This is a genomic window from Agromyces sp. Soil535 (genome assembly GCF_001428255.1).
Lineage (GTDB): Bacteria > Actinomycetota > Actinomycetes > Actinomycetales > Microbacteriaceae > Agromyces.
In genome coordinates, this window is record NZ_LMRW01000012.1 from 560843 (window position 1) to 582096 (window position 21254).

Consider the following 21254-nt stretch of genomic DNA (forward strand, 5'->3'; position numbering starts at 1 on the left):
CATGATGACTGCGGCCAAAACGGCCGCACGAGCCTGTTCGCGCCGCCCGGTAGACTCGTTGTTCGTGTCCAAGCCCCTCGAAATCACCGAGCAGGCCGTCGAGGCGGCCGTCGACGCCGCCCTCGCGGCGATCGCCGCGGCCGTCGACTCCGCCACGCTGAAGGCCGTCCGCGCCGAGCACACGGGGGAGAAGTCGACCCTCGCGCAGCTCAACGCCGAGCTCCGCAACGTGCCGAACGACCGGAAGGCCGCCCTCGGCAAGCTCGTCGGCGGCGCCCGCGGCCGGGTGAACCAGGCGTTCGCGGCGCGTGAGGCCGAGATCGTCGAGGCGGAGGCGGCCGCGCAGCTCGAGGCGGAGACGGTGGACGTCACGGCGCTGCCCTCGCGGTACACGCCCGGTGCGCGGCATCCGCTCGCCCTCCTGCAGGACAGGGTGTGCGACGTGTTCACCGGCATGGGCTGGGAGATCGCGGAGGGACCCGAGGTCGAGAGCGAGTGGTTCAACTTCGACGCGCTCAACTTCGACGCCGACCACCCCGCGCGTGCGATGCAGGACACGTTCTTCGTCGACCCGCCCGAGGCGCACCTCGTGCTGCGCACGCACACGAGTCCCGTGCAGGTGCGCTCGATGCTCGAGCGCGAGGTGCCGATCTACGTGCTCGCGCCCGGCCGCGTGTACCGCACCGACGAGTTCGACGCCACGCACCTGCCCGTCTTCATGCAGTTCGAGGGCCTCGCCGTCGACAAGGGCCTCACGATGGCGCACCTGAAGGGCACCCTCGACCACTTCGTGAAGGCGATCTTCGGCGAGGAGGCCAAGGTGCGCCTACGCCCCAGCTTCTTCCCGTTCACCGAGCCGAGCGCCGAGCTCGACTTCTGGCACCCGACCTTCAAGGAGGGGCCCCGCTGGATCGAGTGGGGCGGCTGCGGCATGGTGCACCCCAACGTGCTGAAAGCCGCAGGCATCGATCCCGAGGTCTACACGGGCTTCGCCTTCGGCATGGGGATCGAGCGCGGGCTCATGCTCCGCAACGGCGTGCAGGACATGCGCGAGATGGTCGAGGGAGACGTCCGGTTCTCCCAGCAGTTCGGAATGGTGGTCTGACCCATGCGAGTGCCGCTCAGCTGGCTCGCCGAATACGTCGAACTCGTGCCGGGCACGACTCCCGAAGACGTGCACGCCGCCCTCGTGCGGGTCGGCCTCGAGGAGGAGGACGTGCACACGTTCGAGCTCGAGGGCCCCATCGTCGTGGGCGAGGTGCTCGAGTTCGTCGAGGAGCCGCAGTCCAACGGCAAGACCATCCGCTGGTGCCAGGTGCGGGTCGCGCCCGAGGGTGCGGCAGCGGCCGACGGGGGCGACGCCGTGCACGGCATCGTGTGCGGTGCCCGCAACTTCTTCGTCGGCGACAAGGTCGTGGTGACCCTGCCCGGCGCTGTGCTGCCCGGCCCGTTCCCGATCGCCGCCCGCACGACCTACGGGCACGTGTCCGACGGCATGATCGCGTCGGCGCGCGAGCTCGGCCTCGGCGACGACCATGAGGGCATCCTGCGACTGTCGACCCTCGGCATCGACGCGCCGGTCGGCACCGACGCGATCGCGCTGCTCGGGCTCGATGACGCCGCGATCGAGATCAACGTCACGCCCGACCGCGGGTACGCGTTCTCGATCCGCGGGGTCGCCCGCGAGTACGCCCACGCGACGGGTGCGCGCTTCCGCGACCCGGTGGAGCAGACGAGCACCGCGACCGCGTCCGTCGGAGCCGGCTCGGGCGACGTGTTCCCCGTCGAGATCCGCGACGAGGCGCCGATCCGCGGCCGCGTGGGCTCCGCCGTGTTCGCCACGCGCATCGTGCGTGGCGTCGACCCGGCGCGTCCCACCCCGGCGTGGATGGTCGCGCGGCTGAAGCTCGCCGGCATCCGCTCGCTCTCGGTGCTCGTCGACATCACGAACTACGTCATGCTCGAGCTCGGGCAGCCGATCCACGGGTACGACCTCGATCGCCTGCAGGGCGGCATCGTGGTGCGTCGAGCGACGCCGGGCGAGAAGCTCACCACGCTCGACGGCAAGGAGCGCGCGCTCCACCCCGAGGACCTGCTGATCACCGACGACCGGGGCGCCATCGGCATCGCCGGGGTCATGGGCGGCGCCGACACCGAGATGTCGGATGCCACGCGCAACGTCCTCATCGAGGCCGCGAACTTCGATCCGGTGTCCATTGCGCGCTCGGCGCGACGCCACAAGCTGCCGAGCGAGGCCTCCAAGCGCTTCGAGCGGGGCGTCGACCCGCAGATCGCCGCCGCCTCCGCCACGCGCGTCGCGCAGCTCATGGTCGACCTCGCGGGCGGCACGCCCGACGCGGGCGGCTCGCTCATCCACGAGGCGCCCGAGCGCGAACCGATCGCGCTGCCGATCGGCTTCGTCTCCGAGCTCATCGGCGTCGAGTACACCGACGAGGAGGTGCACGACGCGCTCGCCGAGATCGGCGGTGCGATCACGCGCAGCGACGTGGGCTTCGAGGTCGTGCCGCCGTCGTGGCGCCCCGACCTCACAGGCAAGGCCGAGCTCGCCGAGGAGGTCGCCCGGCTCGCGGGCTACCACCGCATCCCGTCGGTGCTGCCGGTCGCGCCCCCCGGACGCGGGCTCACGCGCTCGCAGCGAATCCGCCGTCGGGTCGCCGACACGCTCGCCGCCGCCGGATCGACCGAGGTGCTGTCGTTCCCGTTCGCCACCGAGACCGAGAACGCACGGTTCGGCAGCGCCGACGGTGGGCCCGTGGCATCCGTGCGCCTTGCGAACGCGCTCGACGCCGGTACGGCGCTCATGCGGCGGTCGCTGTTGCCGGGGCTCATCGCGGCCGCCAAGCGGAACCGCTCGCGCGGGCTCGTGGACGTGTCGCTCTTCGAGCTCGGCACCGTGTTCCTCCCCGAGACCGGCCGCGCGTACGGCACGTCCGAGCTGCCCGTCGGAGATGCCCGCCCGAGCGACGCCGACCTCGCCACCCTGCAGGCGGGCATCCCGCCGCAGCCGAGACACGTGGGCGTGCTCATCGTGGGCGACGTCGTGACGAAGGAACCGCAGCAGCCGCCGGTGGCGGCCGGCATCGTCGACGCGATCGACGCCGTGCGCCAGGTCGGACTCGCGGCAGGCGCCGACATCGAGATCGTGCAGGGCTCGCACCAGGCGCTGCACCCGGGCCGCACCGCCGAGCTGCGGGTCGCCGGTCGCACAGTGGGCTACGCGGGCGAACTCCTGCCGACGCTCGCGGAGGAGGCCGACCTGCCCCGCGTGGTCGCCGTCGCCGAGCTCGATCTCGACGCGGTCATCGATCTCGCCGAGCCCGGCGTGGAGGCCGGCGCGATCGGCGCGTACCCCGCCGCCACACAGGACCTGTCGCTCGTGGTCGCCGCCGACGTGCCCGCCGCGACCGTGGCGGCCGCTGTGCGCGACGGCGCGGGGGAACTGCTCGAGCACCTCCACCTCGTCGACGACTACCGCGGGCCCGGGGTTCCCGATGGGTCCAAGAGCCTCACGTTCGCGCTGCGGTTCCGGGCCGACGACCGCACGCTGACCGCGGCCGAGGCGAGCGGGGCGAAGCTCGCCGGCGCCGGGGTGGCCGCCGAACGCACGGGCGCGGCGATCCGCGAGTAGCGGAGCGGCCGGGTCCGGATGCCGCGGCGACACGTTGAGTGCCGCCCGCGGGCGGCTCGGCCAGGTGACGTGAGTCGCTCAGGCGCCGTAGCGCTCCACGAGGCGGTCGAACGCGGCATCCAGCTGCGCGTCGACCTCGCGCCGTGACGCGTCGGCATCGTGCCATTCGACGATCTCGTGCGCCCCGCGCCAGAACGGAATGACCGCGGTGTACTCGGGCACGAGCGACTTCACCTTGCGGTTGTCGAAGATCACCGAGTGCGCCTTGTCGCCGAGGAGGCCGGGACCGACTTCGGGCAGCTCGCGGGCGATCGCCTCGCTCGCGACGTGCACCGGGCGGAACTCCGCGCCCGCCGCCCTCGCGAGCGCCGCGCCGATCTGGTTCCAGGTGAGCACCTCGTCGGACGTGATGTGGAACGCCTCCCCGATCGCCCGGTCGTTGCCGAGGAGGCCGGTGAAGGCGACCGCGAAGTCCCGCGTGTGCGTGAGCGTCCAGAGGCTCGTGCCGTCGCCCTGCACGATCACAGGCTCGCCACGGCGCATCCGCTCGATCGCCGTCCATCCGCCGACGAGCGGCACGCTGGTGCCGTCGTACGTGTGGGACGGGCGGATGATCGTCGCGGGGAAGTCGCGCTCGCGGTAGGCGGCGACGAGCAGGTCCTCGCTCGCGATCTTGTCGCGCGAGTACTGCCAGAACGGGTTGCGCAGCGGCGTGGACTCGGTGATCGGCAGCCGGGCGACCGGCTTCTGGTACGCCGAGGCGGACGAGATGTAGACGTACTGTCCGCAGCGGCCGTCGAAGAGCTCGAGGTCGCGCTCCACCTGCGCGGGCGAGAACGACCGGAAGTTGACGACGACGTCGAACGTCTCGGCGCCGATCGCCGCCGCCACGGATGCCGCGTCGTCTGCGTCGCCCGTGAGGTGCCGTGCGCCCTCGATCGGCGGTCGCGTGCTGCTGCGCCCCCGGTTCAGCAGCGTGAGGTCGTCGCCGCGCGCGACGACGCGCGTGCTCGACGCGGAGCTGATGATGCCATTGCCGCCGATGAACAGGACGCGCAGGGCCATGGATCCTCCCGGGTTCGATTCGGACGACCGTCACGCCGAGCCTATGCCCGGCCGCGCCCCTGCATCGCACCCCGGCGCGGCGGCCCGAATTGCGCCCGGCCGAACCCGCTCGATAGGGTCGGTGCATGTCCGCCGTCCGGTTCGCCCGCTCCGCACGTCTCTCGCGTGCCGTCGAGCCCGGCACCCGACGTCGTGGTGCGCGCCGAATCCCGGCGACCCCTGCAGCGGCCTAGACGGTCTGCCTCGGGCGTCGCCGGAACTTCGCCCCGACCACACAGACCCTAAGGTGGATTCATGACGTACTCCGTCGCCGTTTCCGGCGCGTCCGGCTATGCCGGAGGGGAGATCCTGCGCCTCCTCGCCGACCATCCCGACTTCGAGGTGCGCACCGTCACGGCGCACTCGAATGCCGGCCAGCCGCTCGTCGGGGTACAGCCGCACCTGCGCACGTACACGCATCTCACGCTGCAGGAGACGAGTGCGCAGACGCTCGCCGGCCACGACGTGGTGTTCCTCGCGCTGCCGCACGGGGCATCCGGTGCGATCGCGGAGGAGCTCTCGCCCGACACGCTCGTCGTGGACTGCGGCGCCGACCACCGCCTCGAGCGGGCCGACGACTGGGCCGCGTTCTACGGCGGCGACCACCACGGGGCGTGGAGCTACGGCGTGCCCGAACTGCCGCGGCTGTCGGGCACGCAGCGCGACCGGCTCACCGATGCGCGTCGCATCGCCGCACCGGGCTGCAACGCGTCGACCGTTGCGCTCTCGCTCGCCCCCGGCATCCGGGCGGGCGTCATCGAGGACCGCGACCTCGTCTCGGTGCTCGCCGTGGGGCCCTCCGGCGCGGGCAGGAGCCTGAAGGCGCACCTGCTCGCGAGCGAGATCCTCGGCTCCGCCAACCCGTACTCGGTCGGCGGCGTGCACCGGCACATCCCCGAGATCACGCAGGCGCTCCGGTGGGCCGGCGCGGCTGCGCCGACCATCTCGTTCACGCCCGTCATCGTGCCGATGTCGCGCGGCATCCTGGCCACCTCGACCGCCCGCATCGTGCCGGGCACGGATGCCGCGGCCGTCCGCGCCGCATGGGAGGACGCCTACGCGGGTGAGCGGTTCGTGCAGGTGCTGCCCGCGGGCCAGTTCCCGCGCACCGCCGACGTGCTCGGCGCGAACACGGCCCTCATCGGCCTCGCCGTGGACGAGGTCGCCGGCCGCGTCGTCGTGGTGACCGCGGTCGACAACCTCGTGAAGGGCACGGCCGGCGCCGCCATCCAGTCCGCCAACATCGCGCTCGGGCTCGCCGAGTCGACCGGCCTGCCCGTGAACGGAGTCGCCCCGTGACCGTGACCGCCCCCGCCGGATTCGAGGCCGCCGGCATCGCGGCGGGCATCAAGCGCTCCGGCGCGCTCGACCTCGCCGTGATCGTCAACCGGGGTCCGACGAACGCGGCCGCCGCGGTGTTCACCTCGAATCGCGCGAAGGCGAACCCGATCCTCTGGTCGGAGCAGGTCATCGCCGACGGCCAGGTCGCAGCGATCGTGCTCAACTCGGGCGGCGCCAACTGCTTCACCGGCCCCGAGGGCTTCCAGGTCACCCACCACACCGCCGAGACGGCGGCCTCCGCACTCGGCGTATCCTCAGGCGACGTGCTCGTCTGCTCGACCGGGCTCATCGGCGAGCAGCTCGACCAGGAGGTGCTCGAAGAGGGCGTGCTCTCAGCCGTGAACCGACTGTCCGCTGACGGCGGCACCGACGCGGCACGGGCGATCATGACGACCGACACCCGCCCGAAGACCGTGGTGGTCGAGGGCGACGGATGGCGCGTCGGCGGCATCGCGAAGGGCGCCGGCATGCTCGCGCCGGGCCTGGCCACCATGCTCGTCGTGCTCACCACCGACGCCGAGGTGGCCTCCGAGGCGCTCGACGAGGCGCTGCGCGCCGCGACCCGGGTCACCTTCGACCGTCTCGATTCCGACGGCTGCATGTCGACGAACGACCAGGTCACCCTCATGGCGTCAGGGGCGTCGGGCGTCGCACCCGAGCCCGGAGCGTTCGTGTCCGCGGTGTCCGAGGCCTGCCACTCCCTCGCGGTGCAGCTGCAGGAGGACGCGGAGGGCGCGAGCCACGACATCGCCATCGAGGTGCGCGGAGCGGTCACCGAGGACGACGCGGTCGAGGTCGGCCGCTCGGTCGCGCGCAACAACCTGTTCAAGGCCGCCATCTTCGGCAACGACCCGAACTGGGGACGCGTGCTCGCCGCGATCGGCACCACGCAGGCGCCGTTCGACCCCTACCTCGTCGACGTGACGATGAACGGCGTGCGCGTCTGCCACGCCGGCCGTCCCGACGCGCCGCGCGAGCAGGTCGACCTCACGCCCCGAGCGACGCACGTGCTCATCGAACTGCACGCCGGCGAGGCATCCGCCACCATCCTCACCAACGACCTCACGCACGACTACGTGCACGAGAACAGCGCGTACGCGAGCTGAGCATGACGGACCAGATCGAGAACGAGACGGATGCCGGTGCGGCCGACGCCGCCACCGCCGCCGACAAGGCACAGGTGCTCATCGACTCCCTGCCCTGGCTGAAGCGCTTCCACGGCGAGACCATCGTGGTGAAGTTCGGCGGCAACGCGATGGTCAGCCCCGAACTGCAGCGCGCGTTCGCCGAGGACATGGTGTACCTCAGGTACGCGGGCATCAAGCCGGTCGTCGTGCACGGAGGCGGCCCGCAGATCTCGGCGATGCTCGCGCGTCTCGGCATCGAGAGCGAGTTCCGAGGCGGCTACCGCGTCACGACGCCCGAGACGATGGACGTCGTGCGCATGGTGCTTTCCGGGCAGGTGAACCGCGAGCTCGTGTCGCTCATCAACGAGCACGGGCCGCTCGCGTCGGGACTCTCGGGGGAGGACGCAGGGCTGTTCACCGGGCGTCGGCGCGGTGCGATCGTCGACGGTCACGAGATCGACCTCGGGCTCGTCGGCGACGTCGCCTCGGTGGACCCGGCCGCCGTGCACGCCCAGCTCGATGCCGGCCGCATCCCGGTGGTCTCGTCGATCGCACCCGACGGCACCGTCCCCGGCCAATCGCTCAATGTGAACGCCGACTCGGCCGCAGCATCCCTCGCCGTGGCGCTCGGAGCGGCGAAGCTCGTGATCCTGACGGATGTCGCCGGGCTCTACCGCGACTGGCCGAACCGCGATTCGCTCGTCTCGGTGATCGACGTGCCCGAGCTCATCGCACTCCTTCCTCACCTGGAGTCGGGCATGATCCCGAAGATGACCGCGTGCCTGGAAGCGGTCGAGGGCGGCGTGGCGAAGGCGGCCATCATCGACGGGCGCATCCCGCATTCGATCCTGCTCGAAGTGTTCACGCAGTCCGGCATCGGAACCGAGGTGGTGCCCGCGTGAGCGACATGGACGACCTGAACGATTGGCAGACGCGATTCGACCGGCGCATCATGCGCTCGATCGGCATGCCGCTCGCCAAGCTCGACCACGGCAGGGGCGCCCGCGTGTGGGACGACACCGGGCACGAGTACCTCGACTTCCTCGCCGGCATCGCCGTCAACTCGCTCGGCCACGCCCACCCCGTGTTCGTCGAAGCCGTCTCGACGCAGGCGGCGCGGCTCGCGCACGTCTCCAACTACTTCACCACCGAGCCGGCGCTCGAGCTCGCCGAGCGCCTCACCCGGCTCGCCGGCGCCGGCGAGCACGGTCGCGCCTGGTTCGGCAACTCGGGCGCCGAGGCCAACGAGGCGGCGTTCAAGCTCGCCAGGCTCAACAACTCGGGCGGCGCGCGCACCAGGGTGCTCTCACTCGTCGACGGCTTCCACGGCCGCACCATGGGCACGCTCGCGCTCACCGGCAAGCCGCACATGCGCGAGGCGTTCGAGCCGCTGCCGGGCGGCGTGCAGCACATCCCGGCGACGATCGGCGCGCTCGAGAGGGCCGTCGACGACGGGGTCGCCGCGCTGTTCGTCGAGCCCATCCAGGGCGAGGCGGGAGTGGTCGAGCTGCCCGACGGCTTCCTCGTTGCGGCACGGGAGCTCACGCACCGCCACGGTGCGCTCCTCATCGTCGACGAGATCCAAACCGGTGCCGGGCGCACCGGCGAGTGGTTCGCGTTCCAGCACGCCGGCATCACGCCCGACGCGATCACGGTCGCGAAGGGCATCGGCGGCGGATTCCCGATCGGCGGCCTGATCACGTTCGGGCACGCCTCGTCGCTGTACTCGAAGGGCCAGCACGGCTCGACGTTCGGCGGCAACCCGCTCGCCACCGCCGTCTCGAACGCCGTCCTCGGCGAGATCGAGCAGGCGGGCCTGGTCGAGAACGCCGCCATGCGCGGCACGCAGATCCGCGAGCGCGTCGAGGGACTCGGCTCGCCGCTCGTCGCCGGCGTACGCGGCCGCGGCCTGCTCATCGGCATCGCGCTCACCGAGCCGATCGCGACGCGCGTCGCCGCCGAGGCCATGCGCGCGGGCCTCATCGTGAACGCCGCCAACGACTCCACCATCCGCATGGCCCCGCCGCTCATCATCGGCGACGCCGAGATCGACGAGTTCGCCGAACGCTTCTCGCGCGCGCTCGACGCCGTGGCATCCGCGCACCGCTGACCTCGCACGACCCGATCACACCGAACGGACCCGCATGACCCGCCATTTCCTCCGCGACGACGACATCAGCCCGGCCGAGCAGGCCGAGATCCTCGACCTGGCCGAGCGCCTCAAGAAGGATCGCTGGGCGGTGAAGCCGCTGGCCGGCCCGCAGACGGTCGCCGTGATCTTCGACAAGTCGTCGACGCGAACGCGGGTGTCGTTCGCGGTCGGCATCGCCGACCTCGGCGGCTCTCCGCTGATCATCTCGACGGCGAGCAGCCAGCTCGGCGGCAAGGAGACGCCGTCCGACACGGCCCGCGTGCTCGAGCGCATGGTCTCGGCGATCGTCTGGCGCACGTACGGCCAGGCGGGGCTCGAGGAGATGGCGGCCGGCACCACGGTGCCCGTGGTCAACGCCCTCTCCGACGACTTCCACCCGTGCCAGCTGCTCGCCGACCTGCTCACGATCCGGGAGCACAAGGGCGAGCTCACTGGGCTCACGGTGACCTTCCTCGGCGACGGCGCCTCGAACATGGCCCAGTCGTACGTGCTGGCCTGCGTGACCGCCGGCATGCACGTGCGGGTGGCCTCGCCCGAGGAGTTCGCGCCCGCGGCATCCGTGGTCGCGGACGCCGACCGCATCGCCGCCGCGACCGGCGGTTCGGTGACCCTCTACACGGATGCCGCCGAGGCCGCCGCCGGGGCGGACGTGATCGTCACCGACACCTGGGTCTCCATGGGCAAGGAGGACGAGAAGGCGCACCGCGTCGCGACCTTCGGCCCGTACCGCGTCGACCGGGAGCTCATGTCGCTCGCGGCATCCGACGCCGTGTTCATGCACTGCCTGCCCGCCGACCGCGGCTACGAGGTGACCGCCGACGTGATCGACGGCGAGCAGTCGATCATCTGGGACGAGGCCGAGAACCGCCTGCACGCCCAGAAGGCGCTGCTCGTGTGGCTGCTCGACCGGAAGGACGCGTGATGGCCGAGGCATCCGGAACCGACGAACAGGGCGCCGGCGAGCACGGCACGAACAAGGGGGCACTCTGGGGTGCGCGCTTCGCGTCGGGGCCGTCACCCGAACTCGCTCGACTGTCGAAGTCGACGCACTTCGACTGGCAGCTCGCGGTCTACGACCTCGCCGGATCCAGGGCGCACGCTCGTGCACTCGCCGCGGCGGGCTACCTGAGCGATGACGAGCTCGCCGACATGCTCGCGGGGCTCGCCACCCTCGAGGCACGCGTGTCGTCGGGGCAGATCGTCGCGGCCGACACCGACGAGGACGTGCACGGCGCGCTCGAAGCGGCGCTCATCGGCATCGTCGGACCTGAGCTCGGCGGCAAGCTCCGCGCCGGCCGCAGCCGCAACGACCAGATCGCCACGCTCGTGCGGCTGTACCTCAAGGACCACGCCGCGACGATCGGGCAGCAGGTCGTGCACCTCATCGACGCGCTCGCGGCGCAGGCCGACGACCACCGCACCGCGATCATGCCGGGACGCACCCACCTGCAGCACGCGCAGCCCGTGCTGCTCGCCCATCACCTGCTCGCGCACGGTTGGGCGCTCTCGCGCGACCTGGAACGGCTCGTCGACTGGACGAAGCGGGCGGATGTCTCGCCGTACGGCGGGGGAGCGCTCGCGGGGTCCACGCTCGGCCTCGACGCGGCATCCGTGGCCCGCGACCTGGGGCTCGCCGCTCCCGCCGAGAACTCGATGGACGGCACCGCCAGCCGCGACGTCGTCGCCGAGTTCGCATTCGTCACGGCGATGATCGGCATCGACCTCTCGCGCATCGCCGAGGAGATCATCCTCTGGAACACCCGCGAGTTCGGGTTCGTCACGCTCGACGACGCCTACTCCACCGGCTCGTCGATAATGCCGCAGAAGAAGAACCCCGACATCGCCGAGCTCGCTCGCGGCAAGTCGGGCCGGCTCATCGGCAACCTCACCGGCCTGCTCGCGACCCTCAAGGCGCTGCCGCTCGCCTACAACCGCGACCTGCAGGAGGACAAGGAACCCGTCTTCGACTCGGTCGAGACGCTCGAGGTGCTGCTGCCCGCGTTCACCGGCATGGTCGCGACGCTCACGTTCCACACCGAGCGCATGGCCGAGCTCGCGCCCGCGGGCTTCTCATTGGCCACGGATGTCGCCGAGTGGCTCGTGAAGCGTCGCGTGCCCTTCCGGGACGCCCACGAGATCACCGGCTCGCTCGTGCGCTACGCCGAGGAGCACTCGATCGAGCTCGATGCGGTCGACGACGCCGCGCTCGCCGCGATCTCGCCCCACCTCACGCCCGACGTGCGCGAGGTGCTCACGGTCGCGGGCTCGGTCGCGAGTCGCGACGGCATCGGCGGCACCGCGCCCGTGCGCGTCGACGAGCAGTTCGCGCGGCTCGCAGACCGCGTGCGGCACCTCGTCGCGGGCCTGCCGGCGGCGGGTCGCTGAGCAGCGGATGACCGCACAGCTCGTCACCGTCGAACGCGAGTACTTCGCGCGCGACTCAGTCGAGCTCGCACCGCTCCTCCTCGGCGCGGTGCTCGGGTACGACGCCGACGAGGGCCGGGTTGCGATCCGCCTGTCGGAGGTCGAGGCGTATCGCGGCGTCGGCGAGGACCCCGGGTCGCACGCGTTCCGAGGGAAGACCCGCCGCAACGAGGTGATGTTCGGCGAGGCCGCCCACCTGTACGCGTACTTCACGTACGGCATGCACACCTGCCTCAACGTCGTCGCGGGGCATCCGGGAGCGTCTGCCGCGGTGCTGCTGCGCGGCGGCACCGTCGTCGAGGGGCTCGACCTGGCGCGATCGCGGCGCCTCGGAGCGTCCGACCGCGACCTCGCGCGTGGCCCCGCGCGCCTCGCGGTCGCGCTCGGCGTCCCGCTCGCCGCGAGCGGCATGGACCTGCTCGCGGCGCCGTTCTCGCTCGAGGTCCCTGCGTCGCCTGGGCCGTTCGCGTCAGGCCCCCGGACGGGCATCAGCGGCGCCGGCGGGGGAGCGGCGTTCCCGTGGCGCTTCTGGATCCCGGGTGAGCCCGGCGTCTCGCCGTACCGGCGGCACGCACGCTCGCACGTGTAGCCGACCGCGAGCCGACCGCGAACCGACCCGACCAGATCAGCGCAGGGCGAGGTGCACGACGAGCGCTGAGGCGCACGCCCAGATGAGGCTCGCGAAGGTGCCGATGATGAACCGTTCGCGCGCCTCGGGCGCCTCGAGCTCGGTGAAGCGGCCGACTCCCTTGACGGCGACGACGATCGCCAGCCCCTCGGGGAACCCGGCGATGATCGTGCCGGCGGTGGCGACGCGTTCGAGGATCCCGATGATGAGCCCGCTGCGGAGCACCTCCCGGCGTGCCCCGGCGACGATGCCCCTCCGCTGCTCGTCGGCGGTCGGGCGCTCGGTCACGACGATGCCGCCATGCAGGCCGGGGGCCACGCTGGCGCCCATGGCGAGGTCGAGCGCGGTTGCGGCGGCCGGGCTCCCGCCGAAGACGGCGGCGGTGAACGCCAGCACGGTGACGAGCGGGGCGAAGCCGAATTCCGCCGGCGCCGAGATCGAGGCGGCCGCCATGAGCGCGATGCCGAGCGTGACCGCCGCGAACCAGAGGAAGGCGGCCCGCGGCTTCAGGAACGCCAGGACCGAGAGCGCCGTCGCCGCCGTGAGTGACAGCAGGAGCGCCGACCAGGCGATGGCATCGGCGACGGCGACGAGGTTCACGGGGCTCCTTCCGTGCCGCGCCCTGCGGTCGCGGCTTCGAGCAGTGTAACGAGAGTCGGTCGCCGGGTGCGATCACTCCTGCGCGGTGCGTTCGGAGTCGGCGTCGAGTTCGGCGAGGAGTCGCTCGAGCGCCGGCCGGGCATCCTCCTCGGCCCGCCACATCGCCGCCTTGAGGCGGGCGCTGACGGCGGCGGCGCTCACGTCGAGCATCGCCGCGGCCTCCTTCTGCCGATGTCCGGCGCGCACGAGCTCGACGACCTCCCAGCCGTGCTCGGTGCGTCGCTCGCGGAGCAGGACGAGCAGTCGCACCAGCGCCTCCACGTCGGCGGCGGCCTGCGTCGCGCTCGCCGCCCGGAGCGCGAATCGGCCGTCGGCGCGCTTCGCCGCGCTCACGGCCTCACGCGCGGCGATGAACGCCGACCCGGTCGCCTTGCGCGCGGCGTCGGGGAGGGGCATCCGGATGCCGCCGACCCCGACCCCGACGCTCCACCGGCCGCTGCGCGTGGCGTCGAGCACGATCGCGAGCGCCGTCGGCGCCGATCGCGTCACGAGCTGGATCTCGTCGCCCGCGGTCTGGTCGGCGGGGAGCACGAGATCGTCGGCATGCCGGTCGGCGAGCTCCTCGACGAGGGCGCCCGCGCGGTCGGCGTCGCGTCGGCTCGCGACCTGGTCTGCGGTGATGACGAACATCGTGCCTCCTCGGGATCGGCGGCAGGAAAGGCCGGAAGGTTGATCCATTTCGATCAAGTGCAGGGAGTGAACTCCCGTCAATGAATGATAGAGCATTGAATTCTGCAATTCAACCCTACGGACTGAAGTCGCGATCGTCCGAAGCGCTGATAATCTTGCTGGCGTGTCAGACCCCGTGATCCTCGCCACCCAGCAGAACGACGCCTCCTTCGCGGACGTCTGGGAGGAGCTCGTCTGGCGCGGCCTCGTGCATGTCTCGACCGACCAGGCTGCGCTGAAGGAACTCCTCGCGGGCGACCCGATCACGTATTACTGCGGCTTCGACCCGACGGCGCCGAGCCTGCACCTCGGCAACCTCGTGCAGATCCTCACCATGCGCAGGATCCAGCTGGCAGGCCACAAGCCGCTCGGCCTCGTGGGCGGTTCGACGGGCCTCATCGGCGACCCACGGCCCACGGCCGAGCGAACGCTCAACACGAAGGAGACCGTCGCGGAGTGGGTCGGGTACCTGCGCGCGCAGATCAGCCGTTTCCTCTCGAGCGAGGGCGACAACGCGGTCCGGATGGTCAACAACCTCGATTGGACTGCCGGCCTCTCGGCCATCGACTTCCTCCGCGACATCGGCAAGCACTACCGTGTCGGCACCATGCTGAAGAAGGACGCCGTCGCGTCCCGCCTCGGCTCCGAGGCGGGCATCAGCTACACCGAGTTCAGCTACCAGATCCTGCAGGGCTACGACTACCTCGAGCTCCACCGGCAGTACGGCTGCGTGCTGGAGACCGGCGGCAGCGACCAGTGGGGCAACCTCACGAGCGGCACCGACCTCATCCACAAGGTGGAGGGCGTGCACGTGCACGCCATCGGCACCCCGCTCATCGCGAACTCCGACGGCACGAAGTTCGGCAAGAGCGAGGGCAACGCCATCTGGCTGGATGCCGCCATGTGCAGTCCCTACCGCTTCTACCAGTTCTGGCTCAACAGCGACGACGCCGACGTGATCTCGCGCCTCAAGGTGTTCACGTTCCTCAGCCGCGCGCGCATCGATGAGCTCGCCTCACTCGTCGAGCTCGAGCCGTTCCGACGCGAGGCCCAGCGCGTGCTGGCACACGAGGTGACCACCCTGGTGCACGGGTCGGATGCCACGGCGGCTGTGATCGCGGCCTCGCAGGCGCTCTTCGGGCAGGGCGACCTCGCGAAGCTCGATCCCGACACGCTCGAGTCGGCCCTGCGCGAGCTGCCGAACACGACGACGTCTCCGGATGCCCCGATCGCCCAGCTCCTCGCGGACACCGGTCTCGTCTCCAGCCAGAGCGAGGGCCGGCGCGCCATCGCCCAGGGCGGCGTCTCGCTCGACAACCTGCGCATCGACGACGAGACCGCGACGCTCGAGGGACGCGTGCCGCGCGGCGGGATGGCCGTGCTCCGGCGCGGCAAGAAGACGCTCGCCGGCGTCTTCGTGGAGTAGCGCTCGATCGCTTTCGTGAGGGCCCCGTTCATCCGATTCGTCGTGAGCGAGCGGGGCCCTTCGCCGTCAGCGGGGACGGTCAGCCGGCGCGACACGCCCGGGATGCAAGCCCGAGTTGCACGACTCCAGACATCCACGTAATGTAATCACTCGTTGCCCCAAAGGCGCGAAGAGCGAGAGAGTCCATGAGGACCAGCGCTCATCGGCCTCAAGCGGAACGATTCCAAGCCTCGAAGAGATCCTTTCTTCGACTGGCTTGAAGCATTCGGATGCGTCCCTCGGGATGACCGGATTGGAACGAACGAAACAGCCTCGGATGAGGTGCCCGATGGGCGCCGAACCGGGTGCGTCCGTTTCTTGAGAACTCAACAGCGTGCACTATGTTCAATGCCAATTTTTGAACCCTGACCATCCTTTTTTGGGTGGTGGGATTCCTTTGGATTGATGNCGGGTGCGTCCGTTTCTTGAGAACTCAACAGCGTGCACTATGTTCAATGCCAATTTTTGAACCCTGACCATCCTTTTTTGGGTGGTGGGATTCCTTTGGATTGATGGACAGTCAGTATTGATTGTTTCTCGGTCAGAGATCAAATTTCCGCATCGTTTTCGGATGGTGTGGTGACCAGTTTTTTTGGAGAGTTTGATCCTGGCTCAGGACGAACGCTGGCGGCGTGCTTAACACATGCAAGTCGAACGATGAAGGGGAGCTTGCTTCCTGGATTAGTGGCGAACGGGTGAGTAACACGTGAGTAACCTGCCCTGGACTCTGGGATAACCCCGAGAAATCGGAGCTAATACCGGATAGGACCTTGGACCGCATGGTTTGGGGTGGAAAGTTTTTTCGGTTTGGGATGGACTCGCGGCCTATCAGCTTGTTGGTGAGGTAATGGCTCACCAAGGCGTCGACGGGTAGCCGGCCTGAGAGGGTGACCGGCCACACTGGGACTGAGACACGGCCCAGACTCCTACGGGAGGCAGCAGTGGGGAATATTGCACAATGGGCGCAAGCCTGATGCAGCAACGCCGCGTGGGGGATGACGGCCTTCGGGTTGTAAACCTCTTTTAGTAAGGAAGAAGGGGAGCTTGCTCCTTGACGGTACTTGCAGAAAAAGGACCGGCTAACTACGTGCCAGCAGCCGCGGTAATACGTAGGGTCCGAGCGTTGTCCGGAATTATTGGGCGTAAAGAGCTCGTAGGCGGTTTGTCGCGTCTGCTGTGAAATCCCGAGGCTCAACCTCGGGTCTGCAGTGGGTACGGGCAGACTGGAGTGCGGTAGGGGAGAATGGAATTCCTGGTGTAGCGGTGGAATGCGCAGATATCAGGAGGAACACCGATGGCGAAGGCAGTTCTCTGGGCCGTAACTGACGCTGAGGAGCGAAAGCGTGGGGAGCGAACAGGATTAGATACCCTGGTAGTCCACGCCGTAAACGTTGGGCGCTAGATGTGGGGACCTTTCCACGGTTTCCGTGTCGTAGCTAACGCATTAAGCGCCCCGCCTGGGGAGTACGGCCGCAAGGCTAAAACTCAAAGGAATTGACGGGGGCCCGCACAAGCGGCGGAGCATGCGGATTAATTCGATGCAACGCGAAGAACCTTACCAAGGCTTGACATAACCGGGAACGCCCTAGAAATAGGGAACTCTTTGGACACTCGGTTACAGGTGGTGCATGGTTGTCGTCAGCTCGTGTCGTGAGATGTTGGGTTAAGTCCCGCAACGAGCGCAACCCTCGTCGTATGTTGCCAGCACGTGATGGTGGGAACTCATATGAGACTGCCGGGGTCAACTCGGAGGAAGGTGGGGATGACGTCAAATCATCATGCCCCTTATGTCTTGGGCTTCACGCATGCTACAATGGCCGGTACAAAGGGCTGCGATGTCGTAAGGCGGAGCGAATCCCAAAAAGCCGGTCTCAGTTCGGATTGAGGTCTGCAACTCGACCTCATGAAGTCGGAGTCGCTAGTAATCGCAGATCAGCAACGCTGCGGTGAATACGTTCCCGGGCCTTGTACACACCGCCCGTCAAGTCATGAAAGTCGGTAACACCCGAAGCCGGTGGCCTAACCCTTGTGGAGGGAGCCGTCGAAGGTGGGATCGGTGATTAGGACTAAGTCGTAACAAGGTAGCCGTACCGGAAGGTGCGGCTGGATCACCTCCTTTCTAAGGAGCAACTCGGAAGTCTTCGGGCTTTCGCAGTGCAGACCAGATCGGGTCCTTTGTGGCTCGCTGGTTGCTCATGGGTGGAACATTGACATAGGTCCTCGTCAGAGGCTGGTCTGGGTCAGTACGCATCTTCGGATGTTGGAACGCTCGGGTCGGTGGATGATGGGGACGTGCACGCTGTTGGGTCCTGAGGGACCGGACGAGCCTTGCGCCCCTTTTTTGTTGGGGTTGTGGGGGTGATGGTTTCTTCAGACCTTCACCGAAGCCGGCTTTGCTGGTGGGGGTGGGGGTTCTGGCCGTCTGTTGAGAACTACATAGTGGACGCGAGCATCTTAGATTCAACGTCTTTGACGTTGGGTCACAATAGGTGAATCGCCAGGAGGCGCCCTTTCGGGGGTGTCTGTTTGGTGTGTTCACTGGTCAATTTCTGCCCTGGCCTTCGGGTTGGGGTGTGCGAATTCGATCGAACTCATGTGATTTCAAGTTTCTAAGAGCAAACGGTGGATGCCTTGGCATCTGGAGCCGAAGAAGGACGTCGTAATCTGCGATAAGCCTCGGGGAGCTGATAAACGAGCTGTGATCCGAGGATTTCCGAATGGGGAAACCCCGCCAGGCCCTTTTGGGTGACCTGGTGACTCCCGCCTGAATGTATAGGGCGGGTAGAGGGAACGTGGGGAAGTGAAACATCTCAGTACCCACAGGAAGAGAAAACAACCGTGATTCCGTGAGTAGTGGCGAGCGAAAGCGGATGAGGCTAAACCGGTCATGTGTGATACCCGGCAGGGGTTGCATGGTCGGGGTTGTGGGACCTCTCGGGCTGTTCTGCCGGACAGCCGCGGTGACGCGTCAGGTATAGACGAACCGGATTGAAAGCCGGACCGGAGTGGGTGTGAGTCCCGTAGTCGAAATGCCTGGCCGGCCGGAGGGGGATCCCAAGTAGCACGGGGCCCGAGAAATCCCGTGTGAATCTGTCAGGACCACCTGATAAGCCTAAATACTCCCAGATGACCGATAGCGGACAAGTACCGTGAGGGAAAGGTGAAAAGTACCCCGGGAGGGGAGTGAAATAGTACCTGAAACCGTTTGCTTACAAACCGTCGGAGCACCCGTGTTGGTGTGACGGCGTGCCTTTTGAAGAATGAGCCTGCGAGTTAGTGATCTGTGGCGAGGTTAACCCGTGTGGGGTAGCCGTAGCGAAAGCGAGTCTGAATAGGGCGATTCAGTCGCAGGTCCTAGACCCGAAGCGAAGTGATCTATCCATGGCCAGGTTGAAGCGACGGTAAGACGTCGTGGAGGACCGAACCCACTTCAGTTGAAAATGGAGGGGATGAGCTGTGGATAGGGGTGAAAGGCCAATCAAACTTCGTGATAGCTGGTTCTCTCCGAAATGCATTTAGGTGCAGCGTTGCGTGTTTCTTGCCGGAGGTAGAGCTACTGGATGGCCGATGGGCCCCAACAGGTTACTGACGTCAGCCAAACTCCGAATGCCGGTAAGTGAGAGCGCAGCAGTGAGACGGTGGGGGATAAGCTTCATCGTCGAGAGGGAAACAACCCAGACCACCGACTAAGGTCCCTAAGCGCGTGCTAAGTGGGAAAGGATGTGGAGTTGCACAGACAACCAGGAGGTTGGCTTAGAAGCAGCCACCCTTGAAAGAGTGCGTAATAGCTCACTGGTCAAGTGATTCCGCGCCGACAATGTAACGGGGCTCAAGCACGCCACCGAAGTTGTGGCATTGACATTTGTGGTAGGCCTTCGTGGTCCAGCCGTGTTGATGGGTAGGAGAGCGTCGTGTGGCGAGTGAAGCGGCGGTGGAAACCAGCCGTGGACGCCACACGAGTGAGAATGCAGGCATGAGTAGCGAAAGACGGGTGAGAAACCCGTCCTCCGGAAGACCAAGGGTTCCAGGGTCAAGCTAATCTGCCCTGGGTAAGTCGGGACCTAAGGCGAGGCCGACAGGCGTAGTCGATGGACAACGGGTTGATATTCCCGTACCGGCGAAGAACCGCCCACACGAAACCAGGAGTGCTAAACATCCCAAGCCGCACGGATCCCTTCGGGGTGAGGTGCGGGGCGGCATGTGACCCCATCTGGTGGAGTGAGCGTATTAACAGGTGTGACGCAGGAAGGTAGCCGATCCCGGGCGATGGTAGTCCCGGGGCAAGCGTGTAGGCCGAGCGATAGGCAAATCCGTCGCTCACGAAGGCTGAGACGCGATGCGGATGAAAAGTTGGTGATCCTATGCTGCCGAGAAAAGCATCGACGCGAGGTTCTAGCCGCCCGTACCCCAAACCGACTCAGGTGGTCAGGTAGAGAATACCGAGGAGATCGAGAGAATCGTGGTTAAGGAACTCGGCAAAATGCCCCCGTAACTTCGGGAGAAGGGGGGCCCGAAGCGTGAACCTGCTTGCCAGGGGAAGCGTGGAGTGGCCGCAGAGACCAGTGGGAAGCGACTGTTTACTAAAAACACAGGTCCGTGCCAAGTCGCAAGACGATGTATACGGACTGACGCCTGCCCGGTGCTGGAAGGTTAAGAGGACCGGTTAGCCGCAAGGCGAAGCTGAGAATTTAAGCCCCAGTAAACGGCGGTGGTAACTATAACCATCCTAAGGTAGCGAAATTCCTTGTCGGGTAAGTTCCGACCTGCACGAATGGCGTAACGACTTCCCAGCTGTCTCAACCGCGAACTCGGCGAAATTGCATTACGAGTAAAGATGCTCGTTACGCGCAGCAGGACGGAAAGACCCCGTGACCTTTACTACAGCTTGGTATTGGTGTTCGGTGTGGCTTGTGTAGGATAGGTGGGAGACTTTGAAGCGGGCACGCCAGTGTTCGTGGAGTCATTGTTGAAATACCACTCTGGTCACTCTGGATATCTAACTTCGAACCGTGATCCGGTTCAGGGACAGTGCCTGGTGGGTAGTTTAACTGGGGCGGTTGCCTCCCAAAAAGTAACGGAGGCGCCCAAAGGTTCCCTCAACCTGGTTGGCAATCAGGTGGCGAGTGTAAGTGCACAAGGGAGCTTGACTGTGAGACTGACAGGTCGAGCAGGGACGAAAGTCGGGACTAGTGATCCGGCAGTGGCTTGTGGAAGCGCTGTCGCTCAACGGATAAAAGGTACCTCGGGGATAACAGGCTGATCTTGCCCAAGAGTCCATATCGACGGCATGGTTTGGCACCTCGATGTCGGCTCGTCGCATCCTGGGGCTGGAGTAGGTCCCAAGGGTTGGGCTGTTCGCCCATTAAAGCGGTACGCGAGCTGGGTTTAGAACGTCGTGAGACAGTTCGGTCCCTATCCGCTGCGCGCGTAGGAAATTTGAGAGGATCTGACCCTAGTACGAGAGGACCGGGTTGGACGAACCTCTGGTGTGCCAGTTGTTCCGCCAGGAGCACCGCTGGTTAGCTACGTTCGGGATGGATAACCGCTGAAAGCATCTAAGCGGGAAGCCGGCCTCGAGATGAGATTTCCATCCCTTCGGGGGAGAGGCTCCCAGCCAGACGACTGGGTTGATAGGCCGGATGTGGAAGCAAGGACTAACGACTTGCGCAGCTGACCGGTACTAATACGCCGATAACTTGACAATCACTACACACACACCGTTTACGTAAGGCTGGTGTGCGTGGCCTACGAGATTGCTCGCGTCCACTCTGTGGTTCCCAACAGACGGAAACCCACTACATACAACACAACACAACACAGCATTCACACCCAGGACCCCGCACGGTCCAGGGTGCCGAGACCACACACCCAACCCACCCCCCTGGTGGGGCAACGTGGGTGTGGCACGAGTTTCGGCGGCCATAGCGCGAGGGAAACGCCCGGACACATTCCGAACCCGGAAGCTAAGACTCGCAGCGCCGATGGTACTGCAGGGGCGACCCTGTGGGAGAGTAGGACACCGCCGGACATTCATT

13 protein-coding genes and 3 rRNA genes are annotated in these 21254 nt (G+C 67.3%); 13 read left to right on the top strand and 3 right to left on the bottom strand.

Annotated features, from left to right (window positions below):
- The first annotated feature begins 64 nt into the window (after positions 1 to 64).
- Positions 65 to 1105 carry a phenylalanine--tRNA ligase subunit alpha gene (gene pheS / locus ASG80_RS12000; protein ID WP_056731013.1) on the top strand — a complete coding sequence of 347 codons (1041 nt, stop codon included), beginning with the start codon at positions 65 to 67 and terminating at the stop codon, positions 1103 to 1105.
- A gap of 3 nt (positions 1106 to 1108) precedes the next feature.
- Positions 1109 to 3649: a phenylalanine--tRNA ligase subunit beta gene (pheT, locus tag ASG80_RS12005; RefSeq protein WP_056730835.1), complete on the top strand. Its 2541-nt coding sequence runs from the start codon at positions 1109 to 1111 to the stop codon at positions 3647 to 3649.
- Positions 3650 to 3727: 78 nt separating this feature from the next.
- Here the strand turns inward: pheT and ASG80_RS12010 are convergent, their stop codons facing one another.
- On the bottom strand, positions 3728 to 4714 hold the full coding sequence (locus tag ASG80_RS12010) for an NAD-dependent epimerase/dehydratase family protein (protein ID WP_056730837.1): 987 nt from the start codon (positions 4712 to 4714) through the stop codon (positions 3728 to 3730).
- Positions 4715 to 5008: 294 nt separating this feature from the next.
- Between ASG80_RS12010 and argC the strand changes: the two genes are divergently transcribed.
- Genes argC through ASG80_RS12045 form a run of 7 tightly spaced genes read left to right on the top strand, consistent with a single transcriptional unit; the run spans position 5009 to position 12386 of the window.
- Positions 5009 to 6052: an N-acetyl-gamma-glutamyl-phosphate reductase gene (gene argC, locus ASG80_RS12015; protein WP_056730841.1), complete on the top strand. Its 1044-nt coding sequence runs from the start codon at positions 5009 to 5011 to the stop codon at positions 6050 to 6052.
- Positions 6049 to 7200 carry a bifunctional glutamate N-acetyltransferase/amino-acid acetyltransferase ArgJ gene (gene argJ, locus ASG80_RS12020; protein WP_056730843.1) on the top strand — a complete coding sequence of 384 codons (1152 nt, stop codon included), beginning with the start codon at positions 6049 to 6051 and terminating at the stop codon, positions 7198 to 7200. Before argC ends, argJ begins: the two co-directional genes overlap by 4 nt.
- A gap of 2 nt (positions 7201 to 7202) precedes the next feature.
- On the top strand, positions 7203 to 8123 hold the full coding sequence (gene argB, locus ASG80_RS12025) for an acetylglutamate kinase (protein WP_056730845.1): 921 nt from the start codon (positions 7203 to 7205) through the stop codon (positions 8121 to 8123).
- A 5-nt stretch (positions 8124 to 8128) separates the two neighbouring features.
- A complete protein-coding gene (locus ASG80_RS12030) occupies positions 8129 to 9331 on the top strand; it encodes an acetylornithine transaminase (protein ID WP_056730848.1) in 1203 nt (400 codons plus the stop codon).
- Positions 9332 to 9365: 34 nt separating this feature from the next.
- Entirely contained in the window at positions 9366 to 10295 is a 930-nt protein-coding gene (gene argF / locus ASG80_RS12035; protein ID WP_056730850.1) for an ornithine carbamoyltransferase, read from the top strand.
- Positions 10295 to 11758 (top strand): argininosuccinate lyase, encoded by a 1464-nt coding sequence (gene argH, locus ASG80_RS12040; protein WP_056730852.1) that lies wholly within the window; start codon positions 10295 to 10297, stop codon positions 11756 to 11758. The genes argF and argH overlap by 1 nt, the downstream gene beginning before the upstream one ends.
- A 7-nt stretch (positions 11759 to 11765) precedes the next feature.
- Positions 11766 to 12386 carry a DNA-3-methyladenine glycosylase gene (locus tag ASG80_RS12045; protein ID WP_056730854.1) on the top strand — a complete coding sequence of 207 codons (621 nt, stop codon included), beginning with the start codon at positions 11766 to 11768 and terminating at the stop codon, positions 12384 to 12386.
- A 36-nt stretch (positions 12387 to 12422) separates the two neighbouring features.
- Here ASG80_RS12045 and ASG80_RS24445 read toward each other — a convergent pair whose 3' ends face one another.
- Positions 12423 to 13025: a hypothetical protein gene (locus ASG80_RS24445; RefSeq protein WP_056730856.1), complete on the bottom strand. Its 603-nt coding sequence runs from the start codon at positions 13023 to 13025 to the stop codon at positions 12423 to 12425.
- Between the two features lie 72 nt (positions 13026 to 13097).
- On the bottom strand, positions 13098 to 13715 hold the full coding sequence (locus ASG80_RS12055; protein WP_056730859.1) for a hypothetical protein: 618 nt from the start codon (positions 13713 to 13715) through the stop codon (positions 13098 to 13100).
- Between the two features lie 163 nt (positions 13716 to 13878).
- Between ASG80_RS12055 and tyrS the strand changes: the two genes are divergently transcribed.
- From tyrS to rrf, 4 genes are all read left to right on the top strand, one after another.
- Positions 13879 to 15180, top strand: coding sequence for a tyrosine--tRNA ligase (gene tyrS, locus ASG80_RS12060; protein WP_056730862.1), 1302 nt, complete (start codon positions 13879 to 13881; stop codon positions 15178 to 15180).
- A 628-nt stretch (positions 15181 to 15808) separates the two neighbouring features.
- Positions 15809 to 17338: ribosomal RNA gene (locus ASG80_RS12065) — 16S ribosomal RNA — on the top strand.
- 480 nt (positions 17339 to 17818) lie between these two features.
- Positions 17819 to 20923, top strand: a 23S ribosomal RNA gene (locus ASG80_RS12070).
- A gap of 207 nt (positions 20924 to 21130) precedes the next feature.
- Positions 21131 to 21247 (top strand): 5S ribosomal RNA (rrf, locus tag ASG80_RS12075).
- The 16S, 23S and 5S rRNA genes sit together here, the layout of an rRNA operon.
- Positions 21248 to 21254: the final 7 nt, after the last annotated feature.